This window comes from Exiguobacterium profundum, from assembly GCF_001909285.1.
Lineage (GTDB): Bacteria > Bacillota > Bacilli > Exiguobacteriales > Exiguobacteriaceae > Exiguobacterium > Exiguobacterium profundum.
Genome location: NZ_MRSV01000001.1, coordinates 1133333 through 1156800, shown reverse-complemented (window position 1 = coordinate 1156800; position 23468 = coordinate 1133333). Strand labels below are relative to the sequence as shown.

Below are 23468 nucleotides of genomic sequence, written 5' to 3'. Positions count from 1 at the left end.
CTACTCATGAATCAACCGTACACACAACCTGTCGAAGAACAGGCACCTAAAAATGGAGGGTTGGCATTACTCGCCCTCGCGATCAGCGCTTTCGGTATCGGAACGACCGAGTTCGTCCCGGTCGGTCTCCTCGCATCGATCGCTAGTGATTTAAACATCGGCATCACACTCGCGGGTCTCATTATCTCGGGTTACGCGATCGGCGTAGCTGTCGGTGCACCGATTTTGACGGCACTGACGAACCGGATGAACCGCAAGACGTTACTCATGGCACTCATGGTCGTCTTCATCGGCGGAAACTTGGTGTCGGCCATGTCGACCAGCTTTGAACTGTTGATCGTCGCCCGATTTATCACCGCGTTCTCGCATGGCGTCTTCTTCTCAATCGGCGCAACGATTGCCGTACAACTTGTACCCCCGCATAAAAAAGCGAGTGCCATCGCACTCATGTTCACAGGTTTAACTGTCGCGACCGTCACAGGGGTCCCACTCGGTACCTTCATCGGACAAGCGTTCGGATGGCGCGCCACATTTTTCGCCGTCGCAGCACTCGGTGTCGTTTCAATCATCGCAAGTTTCTTCTTGATCCCGAAAGATTTGAAACAATCACCACCAGCGAAGTTCTCTGATATGAAGAAATTACTCACGAACGGTCGTCTCATGCTCGGATTCTTGATCACAGCACTCGGTTACGGCGGAACGTTCGTCGCCTTCACGTACTTGACACCCATCATGCAAGACGTGACAAAGATCAGCCCGAACTTGATCAGTGTCGTCTTACTCGTTTACGGAATCGCGGTCGCCATCGGGAACGCGGTCGGTGGAAAGCTCGCCAACGAAAATCCAGCGAAAGCATTGTTCTATATGTTTATCGTTCACGCAGCGGTCATGATCATCATGTCGTTCATGATTCCGTTCAAAGTGGCAGGTTTGATTGCCATCGTCTTGATGGGACTCCTCGCCTTCATGAACGTGCCTGGACTTCAACTGTATATCGTACAATTGGCTGAAAAATATGTACCTGCCGCTGTCGATGTCGCGTCCGCACTCAACATCGCGGCCTTCAACATCGGGATTGCCCTCGGCGCAACAATCGGTGGACTCGTCACCGATTCAATCGGACTTGTGCATACCCCTTGGGTCGGTGGCATCATGGTCATCATCGCCGTCATCTTGACAGCCATTTCACGTCGTTTGGAAGCCAACTAAGGAGGCGCTTATGTTCAACAATCATAGAAGCTACAACCGGATGTACCGGGAGGGCGAGCTCACGCTCGGCCTCCACATTCCTTTAGAAAATTTTAAAATGCGTACCCCGACCCTCGAGCGTCAAGTCGAGCTTGCCCAAAAGGCAGACGACTATGGCTTCACAGCGCTATGGTTACGTGATGTCTTACTTAAAGACCCAAACTTCTTAGACCCGGCTGTCGGTCAAATTTACGATATGCTAATCTACGGAACACATTTACTTGGTCAAACGAAAAACATTGCGCTCGGTACGTCCGCGCTCGTCTTGCCACTCCGTCACCCCCTTCGTTCGGCGAAGGAAGTCGCAACGATTGAAGCATTGTTCCCAGAACGATTGATTCTCGGGATCTCTTCAGGTGACCGTCGTGCCGATTTCAAAGGGCTCGGAATCGATCACCCGACACGTGGCGACCAGTTCAAAGAATCACTTCGTGTCATGGAGCAGGCGCTCTATAACAACTACCCAACTATTGAATCACCTTATGGGGAGGTCGAACAGGCAACGCTCGTGCCACGTCCGAAGAAGCGGATCCCGACGATGATCACCGGGTTCGCACAACAAGACATGGACTGGCTTGGGGCGAACGGAGACGGGTGGATGTACTACCCGCAGGCACCTTTCGCCCAGCAACAAGTGCTGAACGATTGGCGCGAATCAGGTCAGACGCATGGAAAAGGGTTCCGTCCGTTCTCGATGCCGATGCATCTCGATTTGGCACATGACCCGGACGAACTGCCGACTCCAATCCGGCTCGGCTTCCGTGTCGGTCGCAATCAGTTAATCAAACTGCTCGAGGCGTATCGGGCCATCGGCGTCAATCATTTGTTCTTCGCTTTGTTCGACGGGCAACGTCCGGCCGACGAGGTCATCGAGGAGCTTGGGGAATATGTGCTCCCCCATTTCCCACCGTTTTCGTAAACTCCAGGTATTCAAAAAGACGACCTCCCCCGTGAAAGTCGTCTTTTGCGTTACAGCCAATGGCTCGGTCGCGTGTAAACGGGTGCCAGTCTTGTCTGCCGGTCCCCTTTCATCGCGTTCACTTGCATCTGTGTCAAAAACAGACCGTCGGTTAATACAGCTCCTCGCACATCGAGATCTCGTACGTCGGCGCCCATGAAGTCGACATAGGACAGGTCTTGCCCACGTAAGTTAGCGCCAATCAACAGGGCACCCCGGTAACACGTGCCTCTGACATCGTGTCGACTCAAGTTTCGACCAATCAAATCGGCCCGGTCTTGTTCGTGTCGTGACGTCAACTTCAGGTCGTCCTGTTTCAATCCTTCCACACGTATATGCTGACTGAGTCGGACGAACAATGGGCGGGCTTGTTGTCGGAATGCCATCAGCGCCGTCCCGGTCAACTGTTCAGGCGGCAACTCACGGAAAGCCAGTAGCTCTCCCAATAACGTCTCGAGTAACCGAGCATCGTGCCCAGGAATCTCCCAGGTCAGGATGTCAGTGATGTAGAGCAACAGCTCATGGACTTGGTTCATGATTGGTACCGTCGCGAACATACGCGTGCCGTCTACATCGTCCTCCCGCCAGCTTCGTCCGTGAAACGTCACTTGTGACACGAACTGCCCGGCCCCGAGACAGTCGTACACCGTACATCCTTTGAAGCCTCGCTCACGCAGTTCGGAATGGATGTTGCAGGCATACGAATCTGCCAAATGGACACACGGCTGTCCTGCGGGTTTATCAATCGGGAAATCCTCAGACTTCAAGTAGTGGAACGCCACACAACAGAGACCGAAACAATTCGCACAATCCGGTTTGAGCGATTCACGCAGCATATGCAGATCGGGCATCGCCATTCATTGTCACTCCTTCCTTGTATGTCTTGACTCTATACGTATAAGTATAAGGAATGTCCCTATTTTTCCATAGTCTTTATTCAATCAATTAGCGTTGCTTTCATCCTTTTCCCCATAAAGCAGTTGCTCCCTCGTTCGCCTTTTCTGCTCTGCCTCGGATATTTCTTTGTAAAGCGCAATCACAGCATCGAACGAGCTTTTGACGTCAATCCGCTCTTCTAACAGTTGATCTTCATAGAATCCGTGACGCAAATCCTCAAGGTAGAGATCCGCTGCTTGATGAAACATCATCTCAAACTGCTCTTTTGCATCTTGAATCTCATCATGTGGTTCCCAATCCGTTAAAAGTCGCTGGTCGAAGGGATCTGTTGAATGAATAAACTCTTCCCATTCTTCAGGAGATAGCATGGCTTTCCAGTAATCAAATTTTGATTCAAAACGTTGTAACGGCCGACCTGATGGAAAAGATTTTTCGGCATAAGCTTCGTACAGATTTTAACAGTGATGAAAAAACCAATCGATGATTGCCATATCCCAGTCCATAAATATTTCTGATTTGTCATGTTCGACATATTGGACTCTTCCGTCCTTATACGTTACTTCATAACGAATCGTCCCTTGAATTGACGTATCACGATAAAACATGTCATCGCGATACTCCATATCATCTAAATCGAGATTTGCCGGCTTCTCATATGTTTCAAGTGCATTCGCAAGCGATTGGACCTTTCCTGTCATCAAATCGATAAAAGTCACATCAATCTGTTTGATGGTTCGGGGTGCTTTGATGATTCCTTCGTCATAACAGAAGGCCAATACGAGTGGTCGTAGGCAATCCGTTGAATTTGGAATTGCAATCCACTCATTTAACAGCGGGTCATGGTAATATCCCTTTTTGTTTAATTCTTTTGTGTTAAGCGTATCATTTTCAATAATTGAATATAGTAGGATGTCGAAGTCTTGAATTTTACCGTAAGGAACTATTCCATAGTCGTTTTCCTCGAGTATGTTACCCGTCCGGAAGTCCCGACCGTTGCGCCACTCCACAACAAAACGCCACCGTTCGACAAGCCACCATATCCACTCACCGCCATTCATACCTGTTTGCCATTCATTCCGTTTATAGTCAATCCACTCATCTTTGTCGTATGAAACAGACTGAGAGGTACCGTCTTCATATCGGACATGATACGTCAAGATTCCATGTAGCGTGTCGCGATGGAGTAAAGAGTAGGCGGACTCGTTTAAAAACAGCATGAAATCAATAAAGTTCACTGCTTCCTCAGACCCTGCTTCTTGAAACCATAACTCAATCGATTCAATGACTCGTGCTTCCATCGATAGCTTTCCTCCCTACTGTTTGTAATCATACATACAAAAACCAACCTGATTTTTTTAGATTGGTTTACTGTCTTAGTTCACTTTATCTTCCAATTGTTTCAACTTTGTCGAGTAATACTCGATGATGTCACGGCGTCGGATGATGCCGATGAAATACTTCCCATCATCGACGACCGGCACGAAGTTTTGGTCCGTGATCGCATCGACGAGCTCTTCAATTTGTGCCGTAATCGAGACCGGCTTATAGCGAACGCGTTGCTTGATGTCTTTTAGACGTGTCCGGAGCACTTTTTCATAGTCTTCTTCCCCGCGAAGCTGTTCTGCGAGTGCCCAGAGTAAATCCCCCTCTGTCATCGTCCCGGCGTAAAATCCGTTCTCCGAAACGAGTGGGACAGACGTGAATCGATGATGCTTCATCTTTTCAAGTGCTTGTCGTACCGTTGATTCGGGGTCCAAATATTTGACGTCTTCTTTCGGATATAAAAAGAAAGCGATATTCATTTAAATCTCTCCTCAATCTGTTAATCCACCCCGCTATTGTACCATGAATGGTAGGACAGGTTGAACTAAATCCATGTTCTAATCTAGTTTCATCCCCCTTTCTCCAAAACAAAACAAAAAAACATCGTGACTCTAGTCACAGCGATGTTAAAATGATTCAAAAAATGGAAGGGAACTCCAATTGAATTATACCCGTTTTTTTTTTTTCTTACCCTTATCGACATACAAAAAGCCCCCGATTCGGAGGCCATCGATTATTGAACAAACTGCAACAACGTATCGTTAAATTTCTCTCGTTCATCCAGCACCGTACCGTGTCCACTCTCTTCAAAGCGCTCGATTCGCGCGTTCGAGATGCCTTGTTCCATCTGCTCGGCGAATGCGAAAGGACAGATCTTGTCATGTACTCCATGGATGATCAACGTCTCGACATCAATTTTCGGCAGGGCATCTCGTAAATCTTCGTCACGTAACGCCTGTGCCGAGGCAATCGTCCCATGGCTCGACGCGACGAGCGCGAGATGGTGGAACCAGTTTTGCATCGGTTTCGAATGTTCTTTCTCGAAGAAGATTTCTCCGAACCCTTCGAGCATCTTCGGTCGGTCGGCCCGTGTATCGTCAATCAACGCGTCGACTTCGTCCGTTGTCATTCCATATGGATAATCTGCACGCTGTGTGAAGATTGGTGCTGCTGCTCCCGCTAACACTAACTTTTTCAGACCATCCTCTTTATAGTCGGCAGCGTAGCGAACTGCAATCGCACCACCCATTGAAAAACCGACGAGCGTGAAATCTTTTAAGCCAAGTCCGTAAACGACCATATGCACATCAGACGCCATTGTCTCATAGTCATAACCTGTCGCCGGGGCATCAGATTTCCCGTATCCTCTGAAATCAATGCCGATGTAGCGATATCCCGCTTCGACGAGCGCATTCTTCTGATACTCGAACATATTGTTGTTTGCTGGCCAGCCGTGCAAGAAGACAATCGGTTCCCCAGACCCGACATCCTCTACGTATAGATTTGTACCGTCATGTGCTGTAATATATCCCATCATCCAACCTCCACAGTCATTATTTAGCGAAAACACTCACAACTTCATTGTTCCCTATTCCAACTTCGAGAAACCCTCTTATGTGTCGCGCCAGAGCGCTTCACCTTTTAGATAACCTTCAACGGCTTTCGCTCCTTCTCGTAAAACAGCTTCTCGCCAATCCGCGTTTTCCGGATAGAACATCGCCATGAATTCGTTTTGAATACCGTTTCGTGCCTCAGGGTCCTTTGTCCCTTCAAAGAACAGCCGGTTCTCTAAAATAATCGTTAAAAATTCACGGATGGATGCTTTTGTCGACGTCCCAAACGTACCGAATTCAAATAAGGCAGAAACGAGACCCTTGTCCGGGTATTCCGTATCGCGCACGTAGTAAAAATGATTCGTCGAATCTCCGAGTACCTCGTCCGGGTCATACACGTTGACGTTGACTAGACCGTACGCTTGTTTTAACTCATCTTCCGTGCGACCGTCCCGTTTGCTGATGACCATCGTAACCTCGTTCGTCGGTCCGAGTGCGGTATGCCAATCGAGATGGACGACTTTTCCGTAGCGCTCAAGTAAATCATGTTGAATCCCTTTTAAAAAGATGGCAGACGGTTCGTCTTCTTCTCCCCCGTAATACACACCTTTCGGGAATTGATATTGCCCCATCCCTTTTGCTCCACTCATCGCTTTGAAGCCATCAAGCTTAATTCCAGAGCCGAGAAATGAATAGATCTGTTCACGCGCCTCATGGTAGTCGTCAATTACTCCGTCCGGTACGAAGAGATGGCGCATCAGCTCATATTCACGGTTCACGTTATATGGGACCGACTCACGATCAATGACGTAATTTCTGTTCAAATCGACATTGTGTTCATTGACACGTCGAAAGTGTTTCATCCCCCATGGATTCACTGCATGTATGAGACAAATCCCCGTCGTCTCATGATGGACATGCGCGAGTTGCGTTTGTACAAATTGATGGGTCACCGCGGCGCCCGCATACCCTTCAATCCCATGTTCCCCGATCGTCATGAGAATCATCGCTTTTCGTTCTCGTTTCGGTTCTCCTAAAATGACGTCGATACTCTCATCCCCGATCGAGTGTGTCAACAGCTCCGCTTTCGGATAAAATCGTTTCACTTCAGACAGTAAGTTCAAGAACTTCTCACGCGACTCTTCGAAAGATGATGAAAAATACTGGCTCATCGCACTCTCCTCCAATCTTTCTTCTCTCTATCCTTTCCCATCCTGAGGCAATCTAAAAACGCCTCCTTTGAGAGGAAGCGTTTCAATCAAGGGGTGCGGATTCGTTTCGAATGTTGACGTCGGAACGCCATCAGATAAAAGATTGGTCCAATTAAGACGGCACCGAACAACCAGTAGAGACCAGCATTCGCATACAGTCCTTCGAAAGAACGGAACACCCAAGCGAGAATGGTGAAGGCGACCATCAACTCGATGGTCCACAGTAGCCCACGACGAACCGCTAGGAAGACAGTGTTCGTTTTTTGGAAGAAGGCTGCGACGAATGCGATTAAGAATGCCGGAAAACTCGAAAGCCACAACATTCGATTCAACGAACTTTCAGCAAAGTACGAGTTGCCAAGAGACATGGTGATCAGAAAATGCATCAAGAGGACAAGCACGACGACAATCCAACCGACCAATACATCCCGCTCCATTTTTTTCATCACAACCAGCTTCCTCTCTGAAGAGTTGAATATTATATATTTACCCGCTTTTCTCTTCTTCTCGTCCTCTTCAACTAAAAAACGCACTCTGTTATCAGAATGCGTTTCGTGTATTATCCGACCAACTCACGCGCCCACGCTTTCGCGCGTTCGAGTTCGCCTTCCTTCAACATCTCCGTCGTCCCATCGACGAGGAACGACTCTTTTTGGACACCCGTCGCCCCTTTTTTTTTTATTTCCCCTTCGACCCGATTGACGGCATGACCGAACCAATCAATGATTTTACCAAGTATCGGATTCTGTTTCTCTTTGACGACACTCGTGTCAAAGGCAGCCGTCCGTTTCCCTCGTAACGCATTGTCCGAAATTCCGTCCAAAAATACTTTAATGTCTTCCGTTTCGTATCCCCCATGTGTCGGTGAGCCGATGATGACCAGGTCGACATGTGCCAAGTCGCCTAATCCAATATTCAATACGTGTTCCATACGTGCCTCATGGTCTTTCGACAGCTCTTGCTGCATCGCATGAGCAATCTTTTCAGTATGACCATATAGTGAGTCAAAAATAATCAAGATGTTCATGATAAATCCCCCTTTACCGAACCTTTCTTTATTCCCGTTCCCATTTCCACGTTCGTTCATGCTTCTTTTTGGTACAGCGAACTTCGCTTGAAGAACGACCAACTTATCATGATGATGCCCATCCCGAGCAGCAAATAGCCGAAGAAGGTGATAAAATCACGTGAATGATACGGTGCTTCGAATCGATACTCCGCTCGCTTCCATTCCGAACCGTCCTCGACCGCAATGACGTCTTCCACAGACTCCCCGTCGACTTCACGGTACACCGTCCCAATCGGATATCCGTTCGAAGCATTCCCGTAGTAACGTCCCGTCTCATCATTGACCACTGTCTCCACTTCACCGATCACGTCACCGAGTGCATCCTCTTCGATTGTTGTGTCGAGCACTTCATATGCGTTTCGGTCGAACACGACAAACGTATAGGCCCAGGAAAGGGCAGATGCGGGCAGCGCAATCGAGAGTGAAAGGAGCATCAAGAAAATCAGTCGCCTCATTTGAGACTCCAGACGAATGTCGCCGAATCACTGACGTCAATGTCATCTGGTTCTAGTTCGGGCATCCGTGATTCCGAATAGACGACGTCCTGACTATAGAGGACGTTTGTAGGCGAGAACAGATGAATCTCTCCCCATGTGTAGTCAATTTGAAGCAAGTCTCCGAGTTCAGCGCCTGCTCCTTTCGCAAGAAGCTCTGCTCGTTTCCTCGCATTCTCCGCAGCACTCACCAATAGCTGATCCTCGATCGCATTCGGGTCTTTCATCGTGAAGCGAATGGAGAGTGTAGGATTTGCCCGAGATTGACTGATTTGTTCGATGACGTCCGATAGTTTAGACGTGTCGAGCGCAAATTCGAGCTTCGTCTTCTGTTTACAGACATATCCGACAAACCGCGACCGATAATTCTCATCTCGATCACGATAGCTCTCGTATTCCGTATCGATGGAAAAGTCACTCGTTTTGAGGTCCGTCTTGTCAAAACCAGCACGCGTGATGGCTTTTTGAAGATGGGACACCGCACTTGCCGCCTCAGTCATCGTATCTTCGCACCGTGGCGCTTTCGAGACGAGATCCATATGAATCACAATCAAATCCGGTCGAGATGAGACGTTCCCCGTCCCTTTTACGGTAATCTTTCGTTCCATATCCATTTCCCCCTTATCGATTTGAGTTCTCCATTATTCTGAAAATCGCGTCATCATCCAGTCCTCTACTTCATCGAGTGAGTCCACACCTTGTAAGGACGGGTAAGCATCCCGCTCGAACAACAATCCGTTCGGCGTATCTAAAAACAGATAGCGTTCCCCATCCGGAAAACCGTAATCGGCAATGTCTTTCAATCGAAGTGTCGCTTCATTTTGTTCCCAGACAAACTCGTCATCGTATGGAATCGGCATGAAAATCCCTTCCATGCCTTGTTTCACTTGCGAGATAACGGACGCATCTGTTGTCTGTCCGGTTTCCTTGATGGCATCAGCACGAACAATCAAATCTCGCCCGATTTGCACATCCCCACGATACACATTAGATACGTGTATCGTGATAAGTGACTGATATTCGGTCTCTCCATTGAAATCAATCTCGATATGTCGAATGTCCGTGACCGTTCCTCTGACCACGACCGGATTCCATTTCGAAAAGAGTTCATCCTCGGTCATGTCCATCATATTTTCCTCGGAAATATCTGATGTCACTTTTGATTGGTCGACAATGTGAACGGAATTCGCAGTGGAATCCGTAGATAATGGGATGCGTTCGTTCCAGACATTCGATGTGAAGAGCATGAATCCCGCAGCGACAGCGATGAGGAGTCCTGCTCCCCATTTCAGTCGTTGATAAGGTTTTCGCTCTATCATCATCGATTCCTCTATATACCGGTCATCGACTTCCCCGAGTAGTCGAAGGATCTGCTCACTTTTCATACGCGAACTCCTTCTGCTTCAAGCGCTCGCTGTAACGCATCCCGCGTGCGCTTCAAGGTCATTTTGACATGGCTCTCACCGAGCTGATGTGTCGTTGCAATTTCTTGAATCGAGTGTAAATAGAAATAACGTTGCATGAACATCACCCTTGTCAGTCGAGGTAGGTCTGCTAGAAATTCATTCAACACGTCGACGAGGTCTTCGTCTTTCATCGATTCCGTAAGGACATGTTCTAGTTCTTCATAGACGAGCGGTACTTCCCCACCGCCACGTTTTTTTGCATGATTCTTCTTATAACGCTGTAGTGCGAGATTTCGCACGATCTTCGTCAAATACGCTCCGAGTCGAAGCGGACGTGTCGGCGGGATCGACTCCCACGCTTTCATATATAAATCGTTCAAACACTCCTCTGTGTCTTCGCGATTCTGTAGAATATTATAAGAAACACGATGACAATAGCTTCCGTATTTCTTCTTCGTCGCGATAATCGCATACTCCGATCGTTCCCAGTACCAATCGATAATGACCTGGTCATCCATCCAGTTACCCCCTTCGTAATAACCCCTCTATAACTATAGATCCCAATCTCATATCATCCGTCAAAAAAAATCAAAAAAACCTCGTCATCGAGACGAGGAATGTTATCCTGATTCATCATTGCTTCCAAATCGATACGACAAGCCCGCCAATGTAGCCAAACATCGCCCCGCTCGCAATCCCATATGTCAATTGAATATGAAAGAAGAACGAGAGGATTACACCGAGTGTCGTCCCCGCAATCAACCCAAAACAAATGATACAATCTTTCCATTCTGGTGAATCCATCTTGCTCCTCCTAACCTATGCGCTCAATCTGACGACTTCATCTCTCCAATCGCTTTGAGACATTTTAGTGTCCTAACTTTCCGAGTATGATGTTGGACCGCATAAGCCAACATCGCGACGACAGCTATGTTCAATAGGATGGTCCACTGCGCATATGGATTGGAAAGATTCGCTACCACCACAACAAAATTGGCGAGTCCCACTGCTCCATACAGTTGGATGATTCGTTTCTCCCGCTGAATCATCGAATCAAAATCCGAATACAATTGGAACGGTCCGTCACTCGTTAATTTTCGTAAAAAAATCCACCGATACGACGTATCGACCACTTCGACTCCAACTTCATCTAAGAATTCCATATACGCCTTCGACTCGGGGTGAGAAGGTAAGTTGGACAACAATTCGATTCGGTAGGTGAACGTCCCAGGTTCAACTTGTTTGAACACATATCGCATCAAACGAAAGGATTCGAGCGCCCAACCGGTTTGAGCCATCTCATTGAGCCACTTCTCTTCCTTCTCATAATCAACAAATATGCGATAGACCGTTTTCGTCTTCATGTATCCAACTCCTTCGTCCATTCATGTCCGTGCTGCACCAGTTCTTCTAGTCGCCTTAATTCCGACCGAAGTGCCTCTCGACCAGTTGCCGTGATCTCATACTCTTTCTTCCGCCCCGTACCTTCGAGCGCCTGAATCCAACCTCTCTCTACTAGACTACTGAGGGCGCCGTATAATGTACCTGGCGCGAGTTGAACCCGCCCATTGCTCAATTCTTGAACGAATTGCATCATCCCATACCCATGCCTCGGGACTTGCAGAGATAATAATATATAATAAACCGCCTCGGTTAATGCGCCTGTACTTGACTGTTGTGTCACGTATCCCGCTCCTTTGTATCGTTCTTCGTTATATCGTCATCCGATATATCAAAAATATCCTATTTTTGGTTAATTAACAAGAGCTGTGACATAATATTTTTATTTTGGTCGTTCTTCGTATAGTTTTGGCAATCTTGTTTTGTTTGTCATGACATCATAAAAAAGGGACTCAATATGTACTGAGCCCCTTGATTTGTACTTCATGGTTTGTCATGAATTTTTCAATAATCTACTTAATCATTTTCTTGTTTCAATCGGTCGATAATGTTATCTTTCTTTATTTTTGAAACGGAATATAGCATCGAGGCACCCACAATCATGAAAATCATGATGACGACAAACAAAATGCTATTCCACGGCAAGGTAAACGGAGCATCAAACGTATTGATTTGCGCTCGATAGATGAGGTACATGATGAGAAGACTGATGGGAATCCCATACGCAAGGGCTTTCACCCCATAAAAAATGCTTTCATAGTACACCATCTTATTGAATCCTTTCGGAGTCATCCCAACCGAACGAAGCATCGCAAACTCACGACGACGAAGTGAGACGCTCGTTGAAATCGTATTAAAAATGTTCGCAATCGAGATTAGCGAAATTAGCACGATAAACCCGTACACAAATATTGATAAAAGTAACAACATCTGTTCTTGTTGTTCCCGTTGTTCCGATACGTTAAAGACATACAAATCCAAATTCTGTTCCGCTTCAATCACTTGTTGTGTGTCCTCGGGATCATCTGTATTCAACGCGATTGACGGACTCGATTGTTTCATCAAATCCCCGATTGCGTCTTCTTCAAACGTCCCTTCTCGTACTATCACATCGAGCCATCCAAGAGAACCTGTCATCACACCGGTCGGGGCGATATCTGTCATAGCACCAATTTGAATCGTTCTAAGCGGTGCCGCGTCGCCCGTTGCATTCTCGTCCCTCAATTCAAACGTATCACCGATTTCTGCTTCGACCGTCTCTGAAGTGATGAATTTTTTCTGATCCATGTCTTGATACGAGATCTCATCAATCAAGACGGCTCCTGGTACGTCCCCGTCTTCAAAACGACTGACAGGCGCTCCGATTTGTTTCAAGTACGCATTGAAACTTTCATCATCTAATTGATAGAGGGATACGTAGTACATAAATTTTCCGTCAACGATCGTTGATGCCAAATTCTCGTTCTTGGTAATCGCACTCGGTAATTGAGATTTGCTGACCATCGTTTGGACCGTTGCATTTTCAAAATATGTTCCGTTCGTCACATGATCTAACGATTCATAACGTCGTAAATCATTTTGATCAAGCGTTGAACCATTCACAAGAATATCGAAATCATAGTCTGCTTGAGACATGTCAAGGGACTGTTCGAGACGATCAGTGAAGTAACTGACCACTAAAAACAGGACGATACTGATGACGAGCGAGAAGACGGTAACCAGATACCGTTTACGGTTGCGCTTCGTATTCTTCAACCCAATCTCTGCTTCTAAACCGAAAAGACGACGAACTAGTTTTGACGTCTTCACTTGTTTTGACGTCAATCGTACATCTTGCGTTTGCCGAATGGCGTCAATCGCAGAAATCTTTGAGGCTCGACGCGCCGGAAGATAGCAGGAAATGAAAATGGTTACGCTCGAAATGAAGAGAGTTAATAGTAAAGTAATCGGTGTGACGACAACTTCAAACTTCTCCGTCACGTTTAACGCTTTTTTGGCAAATGCATTGATGAATAGGAATGTGAACGCAATACCCGTAATCCCCGCCAGGATACCGAGTGGAATGCTAATCCCCCCAATGACCATCCCTTCAAAATAGACCGAGTTCCGCTTTTGTCGCTTCGTAGCCCCGACACTTGCCAACATTCCGAGGTAACGAGAACGCTCCGACACACTGATGGCGAATGCGTTATAGATTAGAGAAATCGAACCGATCACAATGACCGCCATGATGATTCCACCAAATCCATATAGCGTTTTACGCAATCCATCGTCATTTGTCACTCCATAATAACGAAGCAACGAGGAATTGTAGGCGACACGTTCTATGTTCTGTTCGGTCATCAACTGTTTCGCTTCCGAATAAATCGAGTTGTCTACATCGTTCAAGGCGACGAACGTATCGACTCTTGCTCCATTCAATTCTTGATCATCGATGAATCCGACGACTGTATACCCTGGCGACCAAGTCGGTTCCCAGTCAGGTCGAGCCATCGTTCCAACAACCGTCAATGTCACCGTATCCTCAACGTTTAATTGTTCGAGAATCGTCTCATCTTCTCGGATCAAACCATCATTTTGTGTCAACACGTGACCTGATGACGGATCAATCCGCTCTCCAATCTCAAGTGTCAATTCATCACCGATGTTATAGGTGACGAGGGCATTTTGGCGAATCCCTTCTGAAATGACGACTTCGCCTTCTTTTTCCGGTAGACGCCCCTCAGTCAAGTCAATTGGAAAACTCTTCAATCCGGATGTGTTATAGTTTCGAACATATAAGTATGGTTTGTAAGCATTTTGTGACTCTTCTAGTTGAGCATAACCATCATTTGAAAGGATGACAGCCTTCGTGTTCGCATCATCCCGAATAGCTTCGACTTGCTTTTCGTTTGTATCTAGATACTGAACATGCCATTCTCCGTTATCTGCGATGTCTTGACGAATAAAAAAATCCAAAAAAGAAGATCCGAGCGTTGTGACAGCTGTAATCATCGATACAGAGATGATGACTCCGATGATTGTAACAAGCGAGCGTCGTTTGTTCTCGCGCAAATGCCGAAGTGTCATTTTATTGATGATGTTCATGCGCGGACGACCTCATTCTTCGCAATCTTGCCATCTTCAATCGAAATGATACGATCCGCCTGTAAGGCAATCCGTTCGTCATGGGTAATGATGATGAGCGTTTGATTGAATTTCTTATTGAATAGTTTTAACAGGCTCATGATTTCTTCACTATTTTGACTATCCAAGTTTCCTGTCGGCTCGTCGGCTAAGATAATAGCTGGATTACTAATCAGTGCCCGACCGATGGAAACGCGCTGCTGTTGCCCTCCCGATAATTGATTTGGTAAATGGGTCAATCGGTTTGACAAGCCCAAGATGCCGATGATGCGTTCCAAGTGAGCGATATCCACTTTTTGTTCATCTAATAGCATCGGTAACGTGATGTTCTCTTCGACCGTTAAAATCGGAATCAAGTTATAAAACTGATAAATCAAACCGATTTGTCGACGACGGAAAATGGCAAGCTGCGTCTCGTCCAATGCATAAATGTCTGTTTGATCAATCAACACCTGTCCACTCGTCGGCACATCGACACCACCAAGTAAATGCAACAATGTCGATTTCCCCGAACCCGAAGGCCCGACGATACAGACAAATTCACCTTTCTTCACCGTGAACGAGACGTCATCGAGCGCTCTGACCTCCATCTCGTCCTTGCCGTATACTTTCGATAAGTTTTGTACTTCTAATATGTTCATGTTTGCACCCTCCAGTACTTGATCTACTTCGAGTGTACCGAGTGAGTGTGACTCGTCTGTGACTCGAAAGTGACGATTTCGTCACTTAGCGGTCAGACAACTGCTTTATAGAAGCGAATATGAAAATCCGTTCCGACCCCAGGTTCGCTTCGAACAGTCAACTCACCTTCCTGGCTCATAATGATACTGTGTGCCATGGCAAGCCCAATCCCGACACTTTCTTCGCTCGCATTCACACCTTTATAAAACCGTTGGAAAATGTACGGGAGGTCTTGTTTTGCGACGCCAATCCCCGTGTCACGAATCACAATTTCTGTATACAGCGTATTTTCACTAAACTCGATGAATACATCGCCCTGTTCCGGCGTATGCTCCACGCAATTTTTTAAGATGTTGATGAGTGCCTCCGTCGTCCACTTCAAATCACCCTCGAATGTAACATCTTTTTCGCCTTGAACATGGAGTCGTTGCATTTTAATATCAATCGGTACGAGCATCGGTTCCGCTACGGCTTCAATGAGCGCAGGGACAGATACCAATTCGCGCTTGAAATGTATTGTCCCGGCATCAATTTTTGATAGTTTGAGAAGAGAAGACAAGAGCCACTCCATTCGTTCAAGTTGTACTTGTACGTTATGGGTGAATTCTTGACGCTTTTCCTCGGATAGACGAGGGTCACTGAGGAGATCCGCCATGACGGTCATCGAGGTGAGCGGTGTCTTCAATTGATGGGAGATATCGGAGATCGCATCCGTTAACTTCTGTTTATCTTCTTCAAGATACACGCCTTGTTCAGATAGCATTTTCGTCACTTTGTAGAGTTGGCTCTTTAACAAACTGAGCTCCCCTTCGCGATTATCACGGACATCCAATGTATAGTTGCCATTACTGATTTCTTGAAGATATCCCGAGAGCTGCTCGATTTCTCGATAACGCCATGCCGTGAAACGATACGTAACGCCGAAAAGTATGATTGCTAATAGGACGACCAGAACGGCCGCCTCTATGGACATGAATAAGACGGCAATACCTACAGCTATTCCAATAAAAAATAGACAAGTGAACAAGTATATTCTTATTTCTTGGTTTCGCAACATATTAACGCCCCACCTTGTATCCGATTCCACGCACAGTCGTAATAAGCATCGGGTGTTGTGGATCATCCTCTAGTTTCTCGCGGAGTCGCTTAATATAAACGGTCAACGTATTATCGTTCACGAATTCCCCACCCACATCCCAAATCTGATCGAGTAGTTGGGCCCGTGACAACACTTGCCCTGTATGCCTCCCAAAGATGAGCAACAAACGATACTCGAGCGCTGTCAACAAAATTTCGTCCCCATTCTTTTTTACTTTTGCATCTTGCGTATTGATTTCAACTGGACCAATCGTCAACAGAGGCGAGCGTGCGTTTTTATTGTATCGACGAAGTACCGAGTGAATTCGTGAAACGAGTTCTCGGACACGGAACGGTTTCGTGATGTAGTCGTCCGCTCCCATATCGAGTCCCATCACCACATTCACTTCATCATCGAATGCCGTCAGAAAGATGACAGGGATGTCTTGTTGTTGCTTCACGAGCCGACATAAGTCATATCCACTCCCATCTGGCAGTGACAAATCAAAGAGGCATAAATCAATTGTATGTAACTGTTGTTCAATCATAAGCGTCGCGTCAGCCACGTTTTGGCATAACGTTGTTCTAAATTGTTCTTGTTCGAGTGAATATTGGAGACCGGAGGCGATCGTCCGGTCGTCTTCTACGATTAGAATATGCATGGTATTCCCTCCTGACTCTTCTCCCCATAATATAGCAGTCTTTATTCAAGTGAAATGAGAAATCAAAAATCCCTAACGAGAAATCTCGTCAGGGAGGACAATACGTTATTTGCACGCGGATTAGGATGTTGTAACTCGAAGGCACTCCGGTCGTACGAATCCGACTTCGCCTAAGAATCGTAATGCATCTATCGTCAACTCGTCGAGCTTGATGGATTGAACTTTCGGCTTGGTCTGTTCATCGACCCACACTTTCCAAATCTCGATTTCCTCCGCCGTCTTCAAATGGTCGGTTATATATTCGACGAGCTGTTCGGCTCTCACATCGGAATAACGCCAACGCAACTCTACTATGTGCGGTTTTGAAGAATACGCCTCGACGTTCTCCATCGTATAATAGAGACTATGTTTAATCTCAATCTCGTCAAGTTGCTCTTCCGACTCGACGTTCATCAAAATCTTTTCATCACGGTCGAGGTCCTCGACGTCTGTCAGAATGTCAGGCAACACGATGCCTTTTTTGATGGCCTCGTTGATAGATAAGAACTCACCATATGGATTTTCGACTTCTTTTAGTGGGTGATCGCTCACAATAAATTGGAATTCACTCATGTAAAAGCCCCCTCTTGTTTTAGTAATGGGTCGCTATCGTTTGATCGCACGAATGGATATGAAAAGACCAATCACATATCCGATGATTGAACCGATGACAATACCGTATATAAACGGAAAATCAACTAATAAAGAGATGACGATTCCGCTAACCGTGCCAAATACAAGTCCTAGCCCGACTGCTGATTCGCGCCATTCGCTCATCTTCACCCCTCCTCTTCTTTCCACTCATTACATACGAATCAGCCAGATTAAACGTTTCATCGCCATCTACTAAAATTCATATAAAAAAGGGACCCAGTATTCACTAACCCCCTTCAAAAAACTATTCGACTGTCGAGACCGCCTCAGCGAGTGCTGCCTCTTCTTCATGATATTTCTCGACAAAGGCATCGAGTAACGCTCGTACCTCATCCGTCGATTTCGTTTCCATCAAGTTATGGCGTAGCTCGCTCGCCCCACGGAATCCTTTGACATAAATCTTGAAGAAACGGTGCAAGTTCGAAATCGAACGCGGCACGTCTTCTTGGAATTTATCCTGAAGGTCCAGTTGCAGACGCAATAGATCAAGGTGTTCTTCCATCGAGTGTTCGCGAGGCTCTTTCTCGAACGCGAACGGGTTCTTGAAAATCCCGCGACCGATCATGACACCATCGACCCCGTATTTCTCAACGAGCTCGAGTCCCATTTGACGGTCGAGGATGTCCCCGTTGATGGTGATGAGCGTATCCGGGGCGATCTCGTCCCGCAACTTCACGATGTCCGGGATCATCTCCCAGTGCGCGTCGACTTTACTCATCTCATTGCGCGTGCGCAAGTGAATCGACAAGTTGGCGATGTCTTGTTTCAAGAGATGCGTCAACCAGTCACGCCACTCATCGAGCTTCGCGTAGCCGAGTCGCGTTTTGACGCTGACAGGGAGACCACCGGCTTTTGCTGCTTGAATGAGCTCAGCCGCAACTTCCGGACGGAGAATAAGACCGCTCCCCTTCCCACGTTTCGCCACGTTCGGGACCGGGCAACCCATATTGATATCGAGTCCTTTATAGCCCATCTCGGCCATCCCGATACTCATTTGACGGAAATATTCCGGATTGTCTCCCCAGATGTGGGCGACCATCGGCTGTTCGTCCTCAGTGAACGTCAAACGACCACGGAGGCTACCTTTTCCTTCCGGATGGCAATAGCTGTCCGAGTTCGCGAATTCTGTGAAGAAGACGTCCGGGCGTCCCGCGTGGGCGACGACATGACGGAAGACGACATCGGTCACATCTTCCATCGGGGCAAGTATAAAGAACGGACGCGGAAGGTCGCGCCAAAAGTTTTCTTTCATCGTAAAATCAGTTCCTTTCATCCATACAGTCCAACAAAATCACTCATCTATTCTATTATGTCCGTCGGATTGTATCAACTGACATTACTCATGATCCGTTTCTTTCGAGAAAATGAGTTGAAAAAAGTGCGGGAATCCTTCGGTCAATAAGTAATGAAGCACACGATTCGTGTATTCCGGTTCAATCGTTCCCGTGCGAAGTAGCGTCTGGAGCACCATCCCGTCAATCCCGGCCATCGTCCATGTGGCGACCGCCTGAGTCATCGGCCCTTGCTCGACTCCGTAAGCCCGTACAAAGATCGCCTCAATCCGTGTAATCCAGTCTTGATATTTCTCTCTGAACTTTTGTTCGATGTCCTCATTGCCAATCATCGCTTCGTGGGCGAGATAAAATTGAAGTCGGCTCTCCGCATCTTTTTGAAGGCGCTCCTGCATACCTTCATAGATTTCCTGAATAATCACCGCCGCTTCCTTTCGATCGTCATGGGAGACGGTCTCAATGCGTTTTACCTCACCGAGCCCCTCGTCCATCACGTCATATAGAATCGCCTCTTTGGACGTGTAGTAATGATAAATCGCACCCGTACTGAATCCGGCCCGCTCCGCAATCCCTCGGAGCGTCGTGCCTTTGATGCCCTGTTCGACGATGATTTCACGCGCAGCTTGTAAGATTTTCAACTTTCCTTCGTTCATCATCATCTCGCACCCTCCTCTGTTTTCAACGCTCATTATACCATAATGATGTGGCAAACTTTCGACACTTCCATGTGAGCTCCCACCCCCTATTGACAGCGCTTACAATAGTTTGTTACACTTTTCACATAAACATAACGAACGTTCGGTATGTTTAGTCACTGCATTTATTTCTGTTTATCTCATTTTCGAAAGGAGTGTCATGTTATGTTTTTCTTCGAATCAATGCCTTGGTATAACGTCGTCATGTGGTTCGTCGTCCTTGGACTGCTGATGGGGTTTAACGAGTTCGTCCGTTCTGGTAAACGGGCGAGCCAACTTATGTTCATGGCGTTACCGATCGCACTGACTCCAATCTGGTTGTTTGTCGTCGATTCGGAAATCACGTCGTGGTTCCATTGGGTGAAGGTGTATTCGGCACTCGCCGGCGCGCTCATCTACATGGTCATCCGCTTCACGAACTACCATAAGAAACATCCTTGGTATTTAGTACTCGTCCCGGCCATTCTTGCCATCAATATCATGGAGGCCGTTATACGGGAGTTTCAAGTCGGCTTCATGGGATTTGATGGGGTCGTCGACGGCATGAATTACATCTCCGGTGGGTGGAACTACGTCAACGCCTTCGCCGGAATTTTGAACATCCTCACCATTTGTGGCTGGTTCGGTATCTTTGCGACGTCCGGTAAGCGAGTCGATATGATTTGGCCGGACCAGACGAAATTGTGGATCATCGCATATGGAATCTGGAACATCTCCTACGTCTATTCGTGTGCACCAGGTAACGCATTTTATTCCGGATTTGCGTTGAACATTGCCGCAACCATCCCTGCTCTCCTTTGGGCGAAAGGAACATGGATGCAGAACCGTGCCCAAACGCTCTCGATTTGGATGATGTGGGTCATGACCTTCCCTTACTTCTTTGCGGTCGGCAGTACGTTCAATGTGAGCGTCTCGTATAATCCGGCAGCGAACTGGACGCTCGCCCTCATCAGTCTTGCCCTCAACGTCGTGCTCGCCGTCATGCAGGTATCACGTATTATGAAACGACGTCTCAACCCGTTGAAAGACGAGCTGTGGACCGATACTGAAGAATACAAACGAGTCGATGCGTTACGAGAAACAGAATCTCCTAATCCTAAGACAGCATGAAAAAGACGAGCCGCGGCTCGTCTTTTGAGTTCCTAGAAATCAAGATGTTGTACGCTCAGAGTAGTCGCCTTTCCTCCAACCGTGACGTGTGAGATTTCTTCTCCTGCTACAGTTAGTTCTACCAAAATTTCTGACGGAAATTTCATTCCATATCCTTGCTCCATGACAAGCGTAGACGACTTCTTCAAAACAAGAGATTGCTCGAACAGATAACAAGCCAGCGCACCGTTCGACGTTCCAGTGGCAGATTCTTCATCGATTCCATATAGTGGCGCAAAATTTCGTGTATGGGCGATGCCATCCTCCATCGTTTCAAGAGTGAAAAGATGGTACCCAACCACGTGAGATTGTCGACTGATTTCCTTCACTTTTTCGAAGTCCGGTTGAATAGACAATAGTTCAGTAAGCGATTTGATAGGAATCAGGATATCCCGGAGTCCAGTGAAACCGATCAGAATCGGAAAACGATCATCTAATACCTCAAGCGGAACCTTAAGTGAATCAGCAATTTCTTGATGATTTGTCACGGGTAAAAATTCTGGGAGTCGCTGCTGCATCATAATAGTCAAATCATTTCGGATCTCGACCTCTAACACACCAGCTCTCGTCTCTTGTGTAAATCGTCCACTCCCAAGTAGACCTTGTTCTTTCAATACATGAAACGTTGCAATCGTTGCATGACCACAGAGGTCGACTTCCTCTTCAGGTGTGAAAAAACGGACGCGGACATCCGCATGATGCGATTGACTCACGAAGGCAGTCTCACTGTAACCGACCTTCTTCGCAATCTGTTTCATTTCTAATTCGGTTAAGGCATCTGCATGTAATACGACCCCAGCCGCATTCCCTCCTTCACCATCTTTTGAAAAAGCATGGACAACATATACATCAATCGATAACATGTTTCAATCTCCTTTAGTCAATCTATAGGATTCTGCAAACTCAACTATACGTTATAATTGCAAGAAAACATGATGAAAAATGGGGGGACTTTGATGATTATATGGATTAACGGCGCATTCGGTTCGGGCAAGACAACCTGTGCCAAGCTACTTGAGAAACAGTTGCCGAATGCGTTTCTCTACGACCCGGAACAAGTCGGCTTTTTCATTCGGAACCAATTGCCAAAAAGCCTTCAACAGCCCGATTTTCAGCACCATCCGGAATGGCGGGAGTTCAACTATCGGATGTTGTCGAAGATTGCCACGTCCTTCGATGGGGTCATCCTCGTTCCCATGACATTGGTGGACGCAACGTATGTAGACGAAATCATCGGTCGGCTTCAGCGGGACGGGATCGACGTACGTCATTTGATCCTTGAAGCGCATCGACAAACGCTCGTGAAACGATTGAATAAACGTTTCGAATGGTTCAACTCTTGGGGGAAAGCGCAGATTGTTCGCTGCCAGTCCGCATTTCAATCTGAAATCCATGCAGAAAAAATTGTAACAGATCACCTATCAAAACAAGATGTTGCGCGAGCGGTCGCCGATCATGTCGGTCTCACACTTGCCTCAAAATGATTCAGATTCATACATCGCTTCGGACGGCTCGTCTTCCCATCGGATGACGAGCTCACTTGAATGGGATAGACTCAGCTCCACCGCCTCACACATCGTATCGGTCAACCACATGCAGCGGAACAATAGTTGCCGATATCCGTACAGTTCATCGATGATTTCGAAGCGCCCCATTTTAACAAACTGACCTAATTGTTCGATCGGACATACCGAATAAGACGATTCACCGAAGCGGACGAGCGACGAAGAATCCCGGTCTACGTTCGAGATTGTCACGACGGCACGTCCCGTCCATACCGCTTCTTTCTTGAACAAGTCACGGATGCCATCCGCAAAAACGAGACGGATTGTCGAACCCATAAAAGTCGCTTCCGTGATGACCGCGTCATGCAGGGAAAGCGGGACGTTACGAGTTCGAATCGTATATTGCTTCATTCAATCCCTCCTTTTTTGAAACACATAATTCTCAACTGACTTCGTATACATTGGACCTTTCATCGTCTTCTTCACTTCGGCTACATCGACGTCTTTCCCTTTCGGCAATCGGAAATAATCGTCGAGCCCTGTCTGAATGAGTTCATTTGTACTTCCCATGACCCCAATCAGCTCGAACGTTTTATCGAATTGCGCCAACGTCGCATCTCCATGGCTATCGTTACAGAGCAAGATGCCACGCGGCTTCAAATATTGTTTCGTCGCCTGACCGACAAACCCCGCATATTGCGAGATGATCAAGTCAACGGGTTCGATGTCGAGCGGCTGCGTATAGTCCTGACCAAAAAATTCAATCGTACACGGCTCATTATATTCCTTTCGTTGATCCATCAGCTCCTGTACCGTTTCAATTTGCTTGAAGAAACGAATCGTCCCTTTGAAACTGTCGACATAGATGACATGAGGGATGACGAGGGAAGGGGCGACGTCGACGTGACTCCGGATAGAGCGCCTGCTTTACGTCAAAAGTATCAGCAATCGTTTCATACACTTGTTTTCGGTCCCCGATTTTTTGTTTATACGTCTCATACATTTTTGTCACTTGTTCAAGATTCATC

General features: G+C 46.9%; 31 protein-coding genes. 4 read left to right on the top strand and 27 right to left on the bottom strand.

Going from position 1 to position 23468, the window contains the following annotated elements:
- Positions 1-6: 6 nt before the first annotated feature.
- Both BBB58_RS06035 and BBB58_RS06030 read left to right on the top strand, forming a co-directional pair.
- Complete coding sequence (locus tag BBB58_RS06035) at positions 7-1209, top strand: MFS transporter (protein WP_074036162.1); 1203 nt, start codon at positions 7-9, stop codon at positions 1207-1209.
- Positions 1210-1219: 10 nt separating this feature from the next.
- Positions 1220-2167 carry an LLM class oxidoreductase gene (locus BBB58_RS06030; protein ID WP_074036160.1) on the top strand — a complete coding sequence of 316 codons (948 nt, stop codon included), beginning with the start codon at positions 1220-1222 and terminating at the stop codon, positions 2165-2167.
- 50 nt (positions 2168-2217) lie between these two features.
- On the opposite strand, the gene BBB58_RS06025 is transcribed toward BBB58_RS06030, so the two are convergent.
- The 23 genes from BBB58_RS06025 to BBB58_RS05925 all read right to left on the bottom strand — a co-directional run bounded on the left by BBB58_RS06025 (position 2218) and on the right by BBB58_RS05925 (position 19750).
- Positions 2218-3063, bottom strand: coding sequence for a pentapeptide repeat-containing protein (locus BBB58_RS06025; RefSeq protein WP_074036158.1), 846 nt, complete (start codon positions 3061-3063; stop codon positions 2218-2220).
- An 84-nt stretch (positions 3064-3147) separates the two neighbouring features.
- Positions 3148-3471 carry a hypothetical protein gene (locus BBB58_RS06020; protein WP_074036157.1) on the bottom strand — a complete coding sequence of 108 codons (324 nt, stop codon included), beginning with the start codon at positions 3469-3471 and terminating at the stop codon, positions 3148-3150.
- An 87-nt stretch (positions 3472-3558) separates the two neighbouring features.
- Positions 3559-4401 carry a hypothetical protein gene (locus tag BBB58_RS06015; RefSeq protein ID WP_074036156.1) on the bottom strand — a complete coding sequence of 281 codons (843 nt, stop codon included), beginning with the start codon at positions 4399-4401 and terminating at the stop codon, positions 3559-3561.
- Between the two features lie 75 nt (positions 4402-4476).
- Positions 4477-4905, bottom strand: coding sequence for a CBS domain-containing protein (locus BBB58_RS06010; RefSeq protein ID WP_074036155.1), 429 nt, complete (start codon positions 4903-4905; stop codon positions 4477-4479).
- A gap of 254 nt (positions 4906-5159) precedes the next feature.
- Positions 5160-5963 carry an alpha/beta fold hydrolase gene (locus tag BBB58_RS06005; RefSeq protein WP_041917926.1) on the bottom strand — a complete coding sequence of 268 codons (804 nt, stop codon included), beginning with the start codon at positions 5961-5963 and terminating at the stop codon, positions 5160-5162.
- A 75-nt stretch (positions 5964-6038) separates the two neighbouring features.
- Positions 6039-7151 carry a M14 family metallopeptidase gene (locus tag BBB58_RS06000; RefSeq protein WP_074036153.1) on the bottom strand — a complete coding sequence of 371 codons (1113 nt, stop codon included), beginning with the start codon at positions 7149-7151 and terminating at the stop codon, positions 6039-6041.
- Between the two features lie 86 nt (positions 7152-7237).
- The gene (locus BBB58_RS05995) at positions 7238-7636 is read right to left on the bottom strand and encodes a hypothetical protein (RefSeq protein WP_012727017.1); all 399 of its coding nucleotides are present in this window, start codon (positions 7634-7636) and stop codon (positions 7238-7240) included.
- Positions 7637-7749: 113 nt separating this feature from the next.
- Positions 7750-8217 (bottom strand): flavodoxin family protein, encoded by a 468-nt coding sequence (locus BBB58_RS05990; RefSeq protein ID WP_074036151.1) that lies wholly within the window; start codon positions 8215-8217, stop codon positions 7750-7752.
- A 56-nt stretch (positions 8218-8273) separates the two neighbouring features.
- Positions 8274-8714 (bottom strand): hypothetical protein, encoded by a 441-nt coding sequence (locus BBB58_RS05985; protein ID WP_074036149.1) that lies wholly within the window; start codon positions 8712-8714, stop codon positions 8274-8276.
- On the bottom strand, positions 8711-9361 hold the full coding sequence (locus BBB58_RS05980; protein WP_074036147.1) for an SIMPL domain-containing protein: 651 nt from the start codon (positions 9359-9361) through the stop codon (positions 8711-8713). Before BBB58_RS05980 ends, BBB58_RS05985 begins: the two co-directional genes overlap by 4 nt.
- A gap of 33 nt (positions 9362-9394) precedes the next feature.
- Positions 9395-10138: a hypothetical protein gene (locus BBB58_RS05975; RefSeq protein ID WP_074036145.1), complete on the bottom strand. Its 744-nt coding sequence runs from the start codon at positions 10136-10138 to the stop codon at positions 9395-9397.
- Positions 10135-10677, bottom strand: a complete 543-nt coding sequence (locus BBB58_RS05970; protein WP_074036143.1) for an RNA polymerase sigma factor — start codon at positions 10675-10677, stop codon at positions 10135-10137. Before BBB58_RS05970 ends, BBB58_RS05975 begins: the two co-directional genes overlap by 4 nt.
- A gap of 115 nt (positions 10678-10792) precedes the next feature.
- The gene (locus tag BBB58_RS15170; RefSeq protein ID WP_167365517.1) at positions 10793-10963 is read right to left on the bottom strand and encodes a hypothetical protein; all 171 of its coding nucleotides are present in this window, start codon (positions 10961-10963) and stop codon (positions 10793-10795) included.
- 23 nt (positions 10964-10986) lie between these two features.
- Positions 10987-11523: a DUF2812 domain-containing protein gene (locus BBB58_RS05965; protein ID WP_074036141.1), complete on the bottom strand. Its 537-nt coding sequence runs from the start codon at positions 11521-11523 to the stop codon at positions 10987-10989.
- Positions 11520-11843: a PadR family transcriptional regulator gene (locus tag BBB58_RS05960; RefSeq protein WP_074036140.1), complete on the bottom strand. Its 324-nt coding sequence runs from the start codon at positions 11841-11843 to the stop codon at positions 11520-11522. Before BBB58_RS05960 ends, BBB58_RS05965 begins: the two co-directional genes overlap by 4 nt.
- A gap of 233 nt (positions 11844-12076) precedes the next feature.
- Complete coding sequence (locus tag BBB58_RS05955) at positions 12077-14647, bottom strand: ABC transporter permease (protein WP_074036139.1); 2571 nt, start codon at positions 14645-14647, stop codon at positions 12077-12079.
- Positions 14644-15327, bottom strand: a complete 684-nt coding sequence (locus BBB58_RS05950) for an ABC transporter ATP-binding protein (protein WP_074033830.1) — start codon at positions 15325-15327, stop codon at positions 14644-14646. The genes BBB58_RS05955 and BBB58_RS05950 overlap by 4 nt, the downstream gene beginning before the upstream one ends.
- 92 nt (positions 15328-15419) lie before the next feature.
- Entirely contained in the window at positions 15420-16424 is a 1005-nt protein-coding gene (locus BBB58_RS05945) for a sensor histidine kinase (protein WP_074036138.1), read from the bottom strand.
- A 1-nt stretch (position 16425) separates the two neighbouring features.
- The gene (locus tag BBB58_RS05940) at positions 16426-17106 is read right to left on the bottom strand and encodes a response regulator transcription factor (protein WP_074036137.1); all 681 of its coding nucleotides are present in this window, start codon (positions 17104-17106) and stop codon (positions 16426-16428) included.
- Between the two features lie 120 nt (positions 17107-17226).
- A complete protein-coding gene (locus BBB58_RS05935) occupies positions 17227-17718 on the bottom strand; it encodes a hypothetical protein (protein ID WP_074036135.1) in 492 nt (163 codons plus the stop codon).
- Between the two features lie 33 nt (positions 17719-17751).
- On the bottom strand, positions 17752-17922 hold the full coding sequence (locus BBB58_RS15165) for a hypothetical protein (RefSeq protein WP_159562708.1): 171 nt from the start codon (positions 17920-17922) through the stop codon (positions 17752-17754).
- Positions 17923-18043: 121 nt separating this feature from the next.
- Positions 18044-19051, bottom strand: coding sequence for a tRNA dihydrouridine synthase (locus BBB58_RS05930; protein ID WP_374193976.1), 1008 nt, complete (start codon positions 19049-19051; stop codon positions 18044-18046).
- Between the two features lie 84 nt (positions 19052-19135).
- Positions 19136-19750, bottom strand: coding sequence for a TetR/AcrR family transcriptional regulator (locus BBB58_RS05925; RefSeq protein ID WP_074036133.1), 615 nt, complete (start codon positions 19748-19750; stop codon positions 19136-19138).
- A gap of 201 nt (positions 19751-19951) precedes the next feature.
- Here BBB58_RS05925 and BBB58_RS05920 point away from each other — a divergent pair, with 201 nt between their 5' ends.
- On the top strand, positions 19952-20896 hold the full coding sequence (locus BBB58_RS05920) for a DUF5692 family protein (protein ID WP_074036132.1): 945 nt from the start codon (positions 19952-19954) through the stop codon (positions 20894-20896).
- A 32-nt stretch (positions 20897-20928) separates the two neighbouring features.
- On the opposite strand, the gene BBB58_RS05915 is transcribed toward BBB58_RS05920, so the two are convergent.
- Entirely contained in the window at positions 20929-21798 is an 870-nt protein-coding gene (locus BBB58_RS05915) for a PhzF family phenazine biosynthesis protein (protein ID WP_074036130.1), read from the bottom strand.
- 93 nt (positions 21799-21891) lie between these two features.
- Between BBB58_RS05915 and BBB58_RS05910 the strand changes: the two genes are divergently transcribed.
- Entirely contained in the window at positions 21892-22419 is a 528-nt protein-coding gene (locus BBB58_RS05910; RefSeq protein ID WP_074036128.1) for an AAA family ATPase, read from the top strand.
- Here BBB58_RS05910 and BBB58_RS05905 read toward each other — a convergent pair.
- The 3 genes from BBB58_RS05905 to BBB58_RS05895 are packed head-to-tail and all read right to left on the bottom strand — an operon-like array spanning position 22411 to position 23467.
- Complete coding sequence (locus tag BBB58_RS05905; RefSeq protein WP_074036127.1) at positions 22411-22851, bottom strand: hypothetical protein; 441 nt, start codon at positions 22849-22851, stop codon at positions 22411-22413. The two genes, BBB58_RS05910 and BBB58_RS05905, sit on opposite strands and share 9 nt — an antisense overlap.
- Positions 22852-23241 carry a hypothetical protein gene (locus BBB58_RS05900; RefSeq protein ID WP_074036126.1) on the bottom strand — a complete coding sequence of 130 codons (390 nt, stop codon included), beginning with the start codon at positions 23239-23241 and terminating at the stop codon, positions 22852-22854.
- Positions 23242-23257: 16 nt separating this feature from the next.
- Complete coding sequence (locus BBB58_RS05895; RefSeq protein ID WP_074036125.1) at positions 23258-23467, bottom strand: hypothetical protein; 210 nt, start codon at positions 23465-23467, stop codon at positions 23258-23260.
- Position 23468 lies beyond the last annotated feature (1 nt).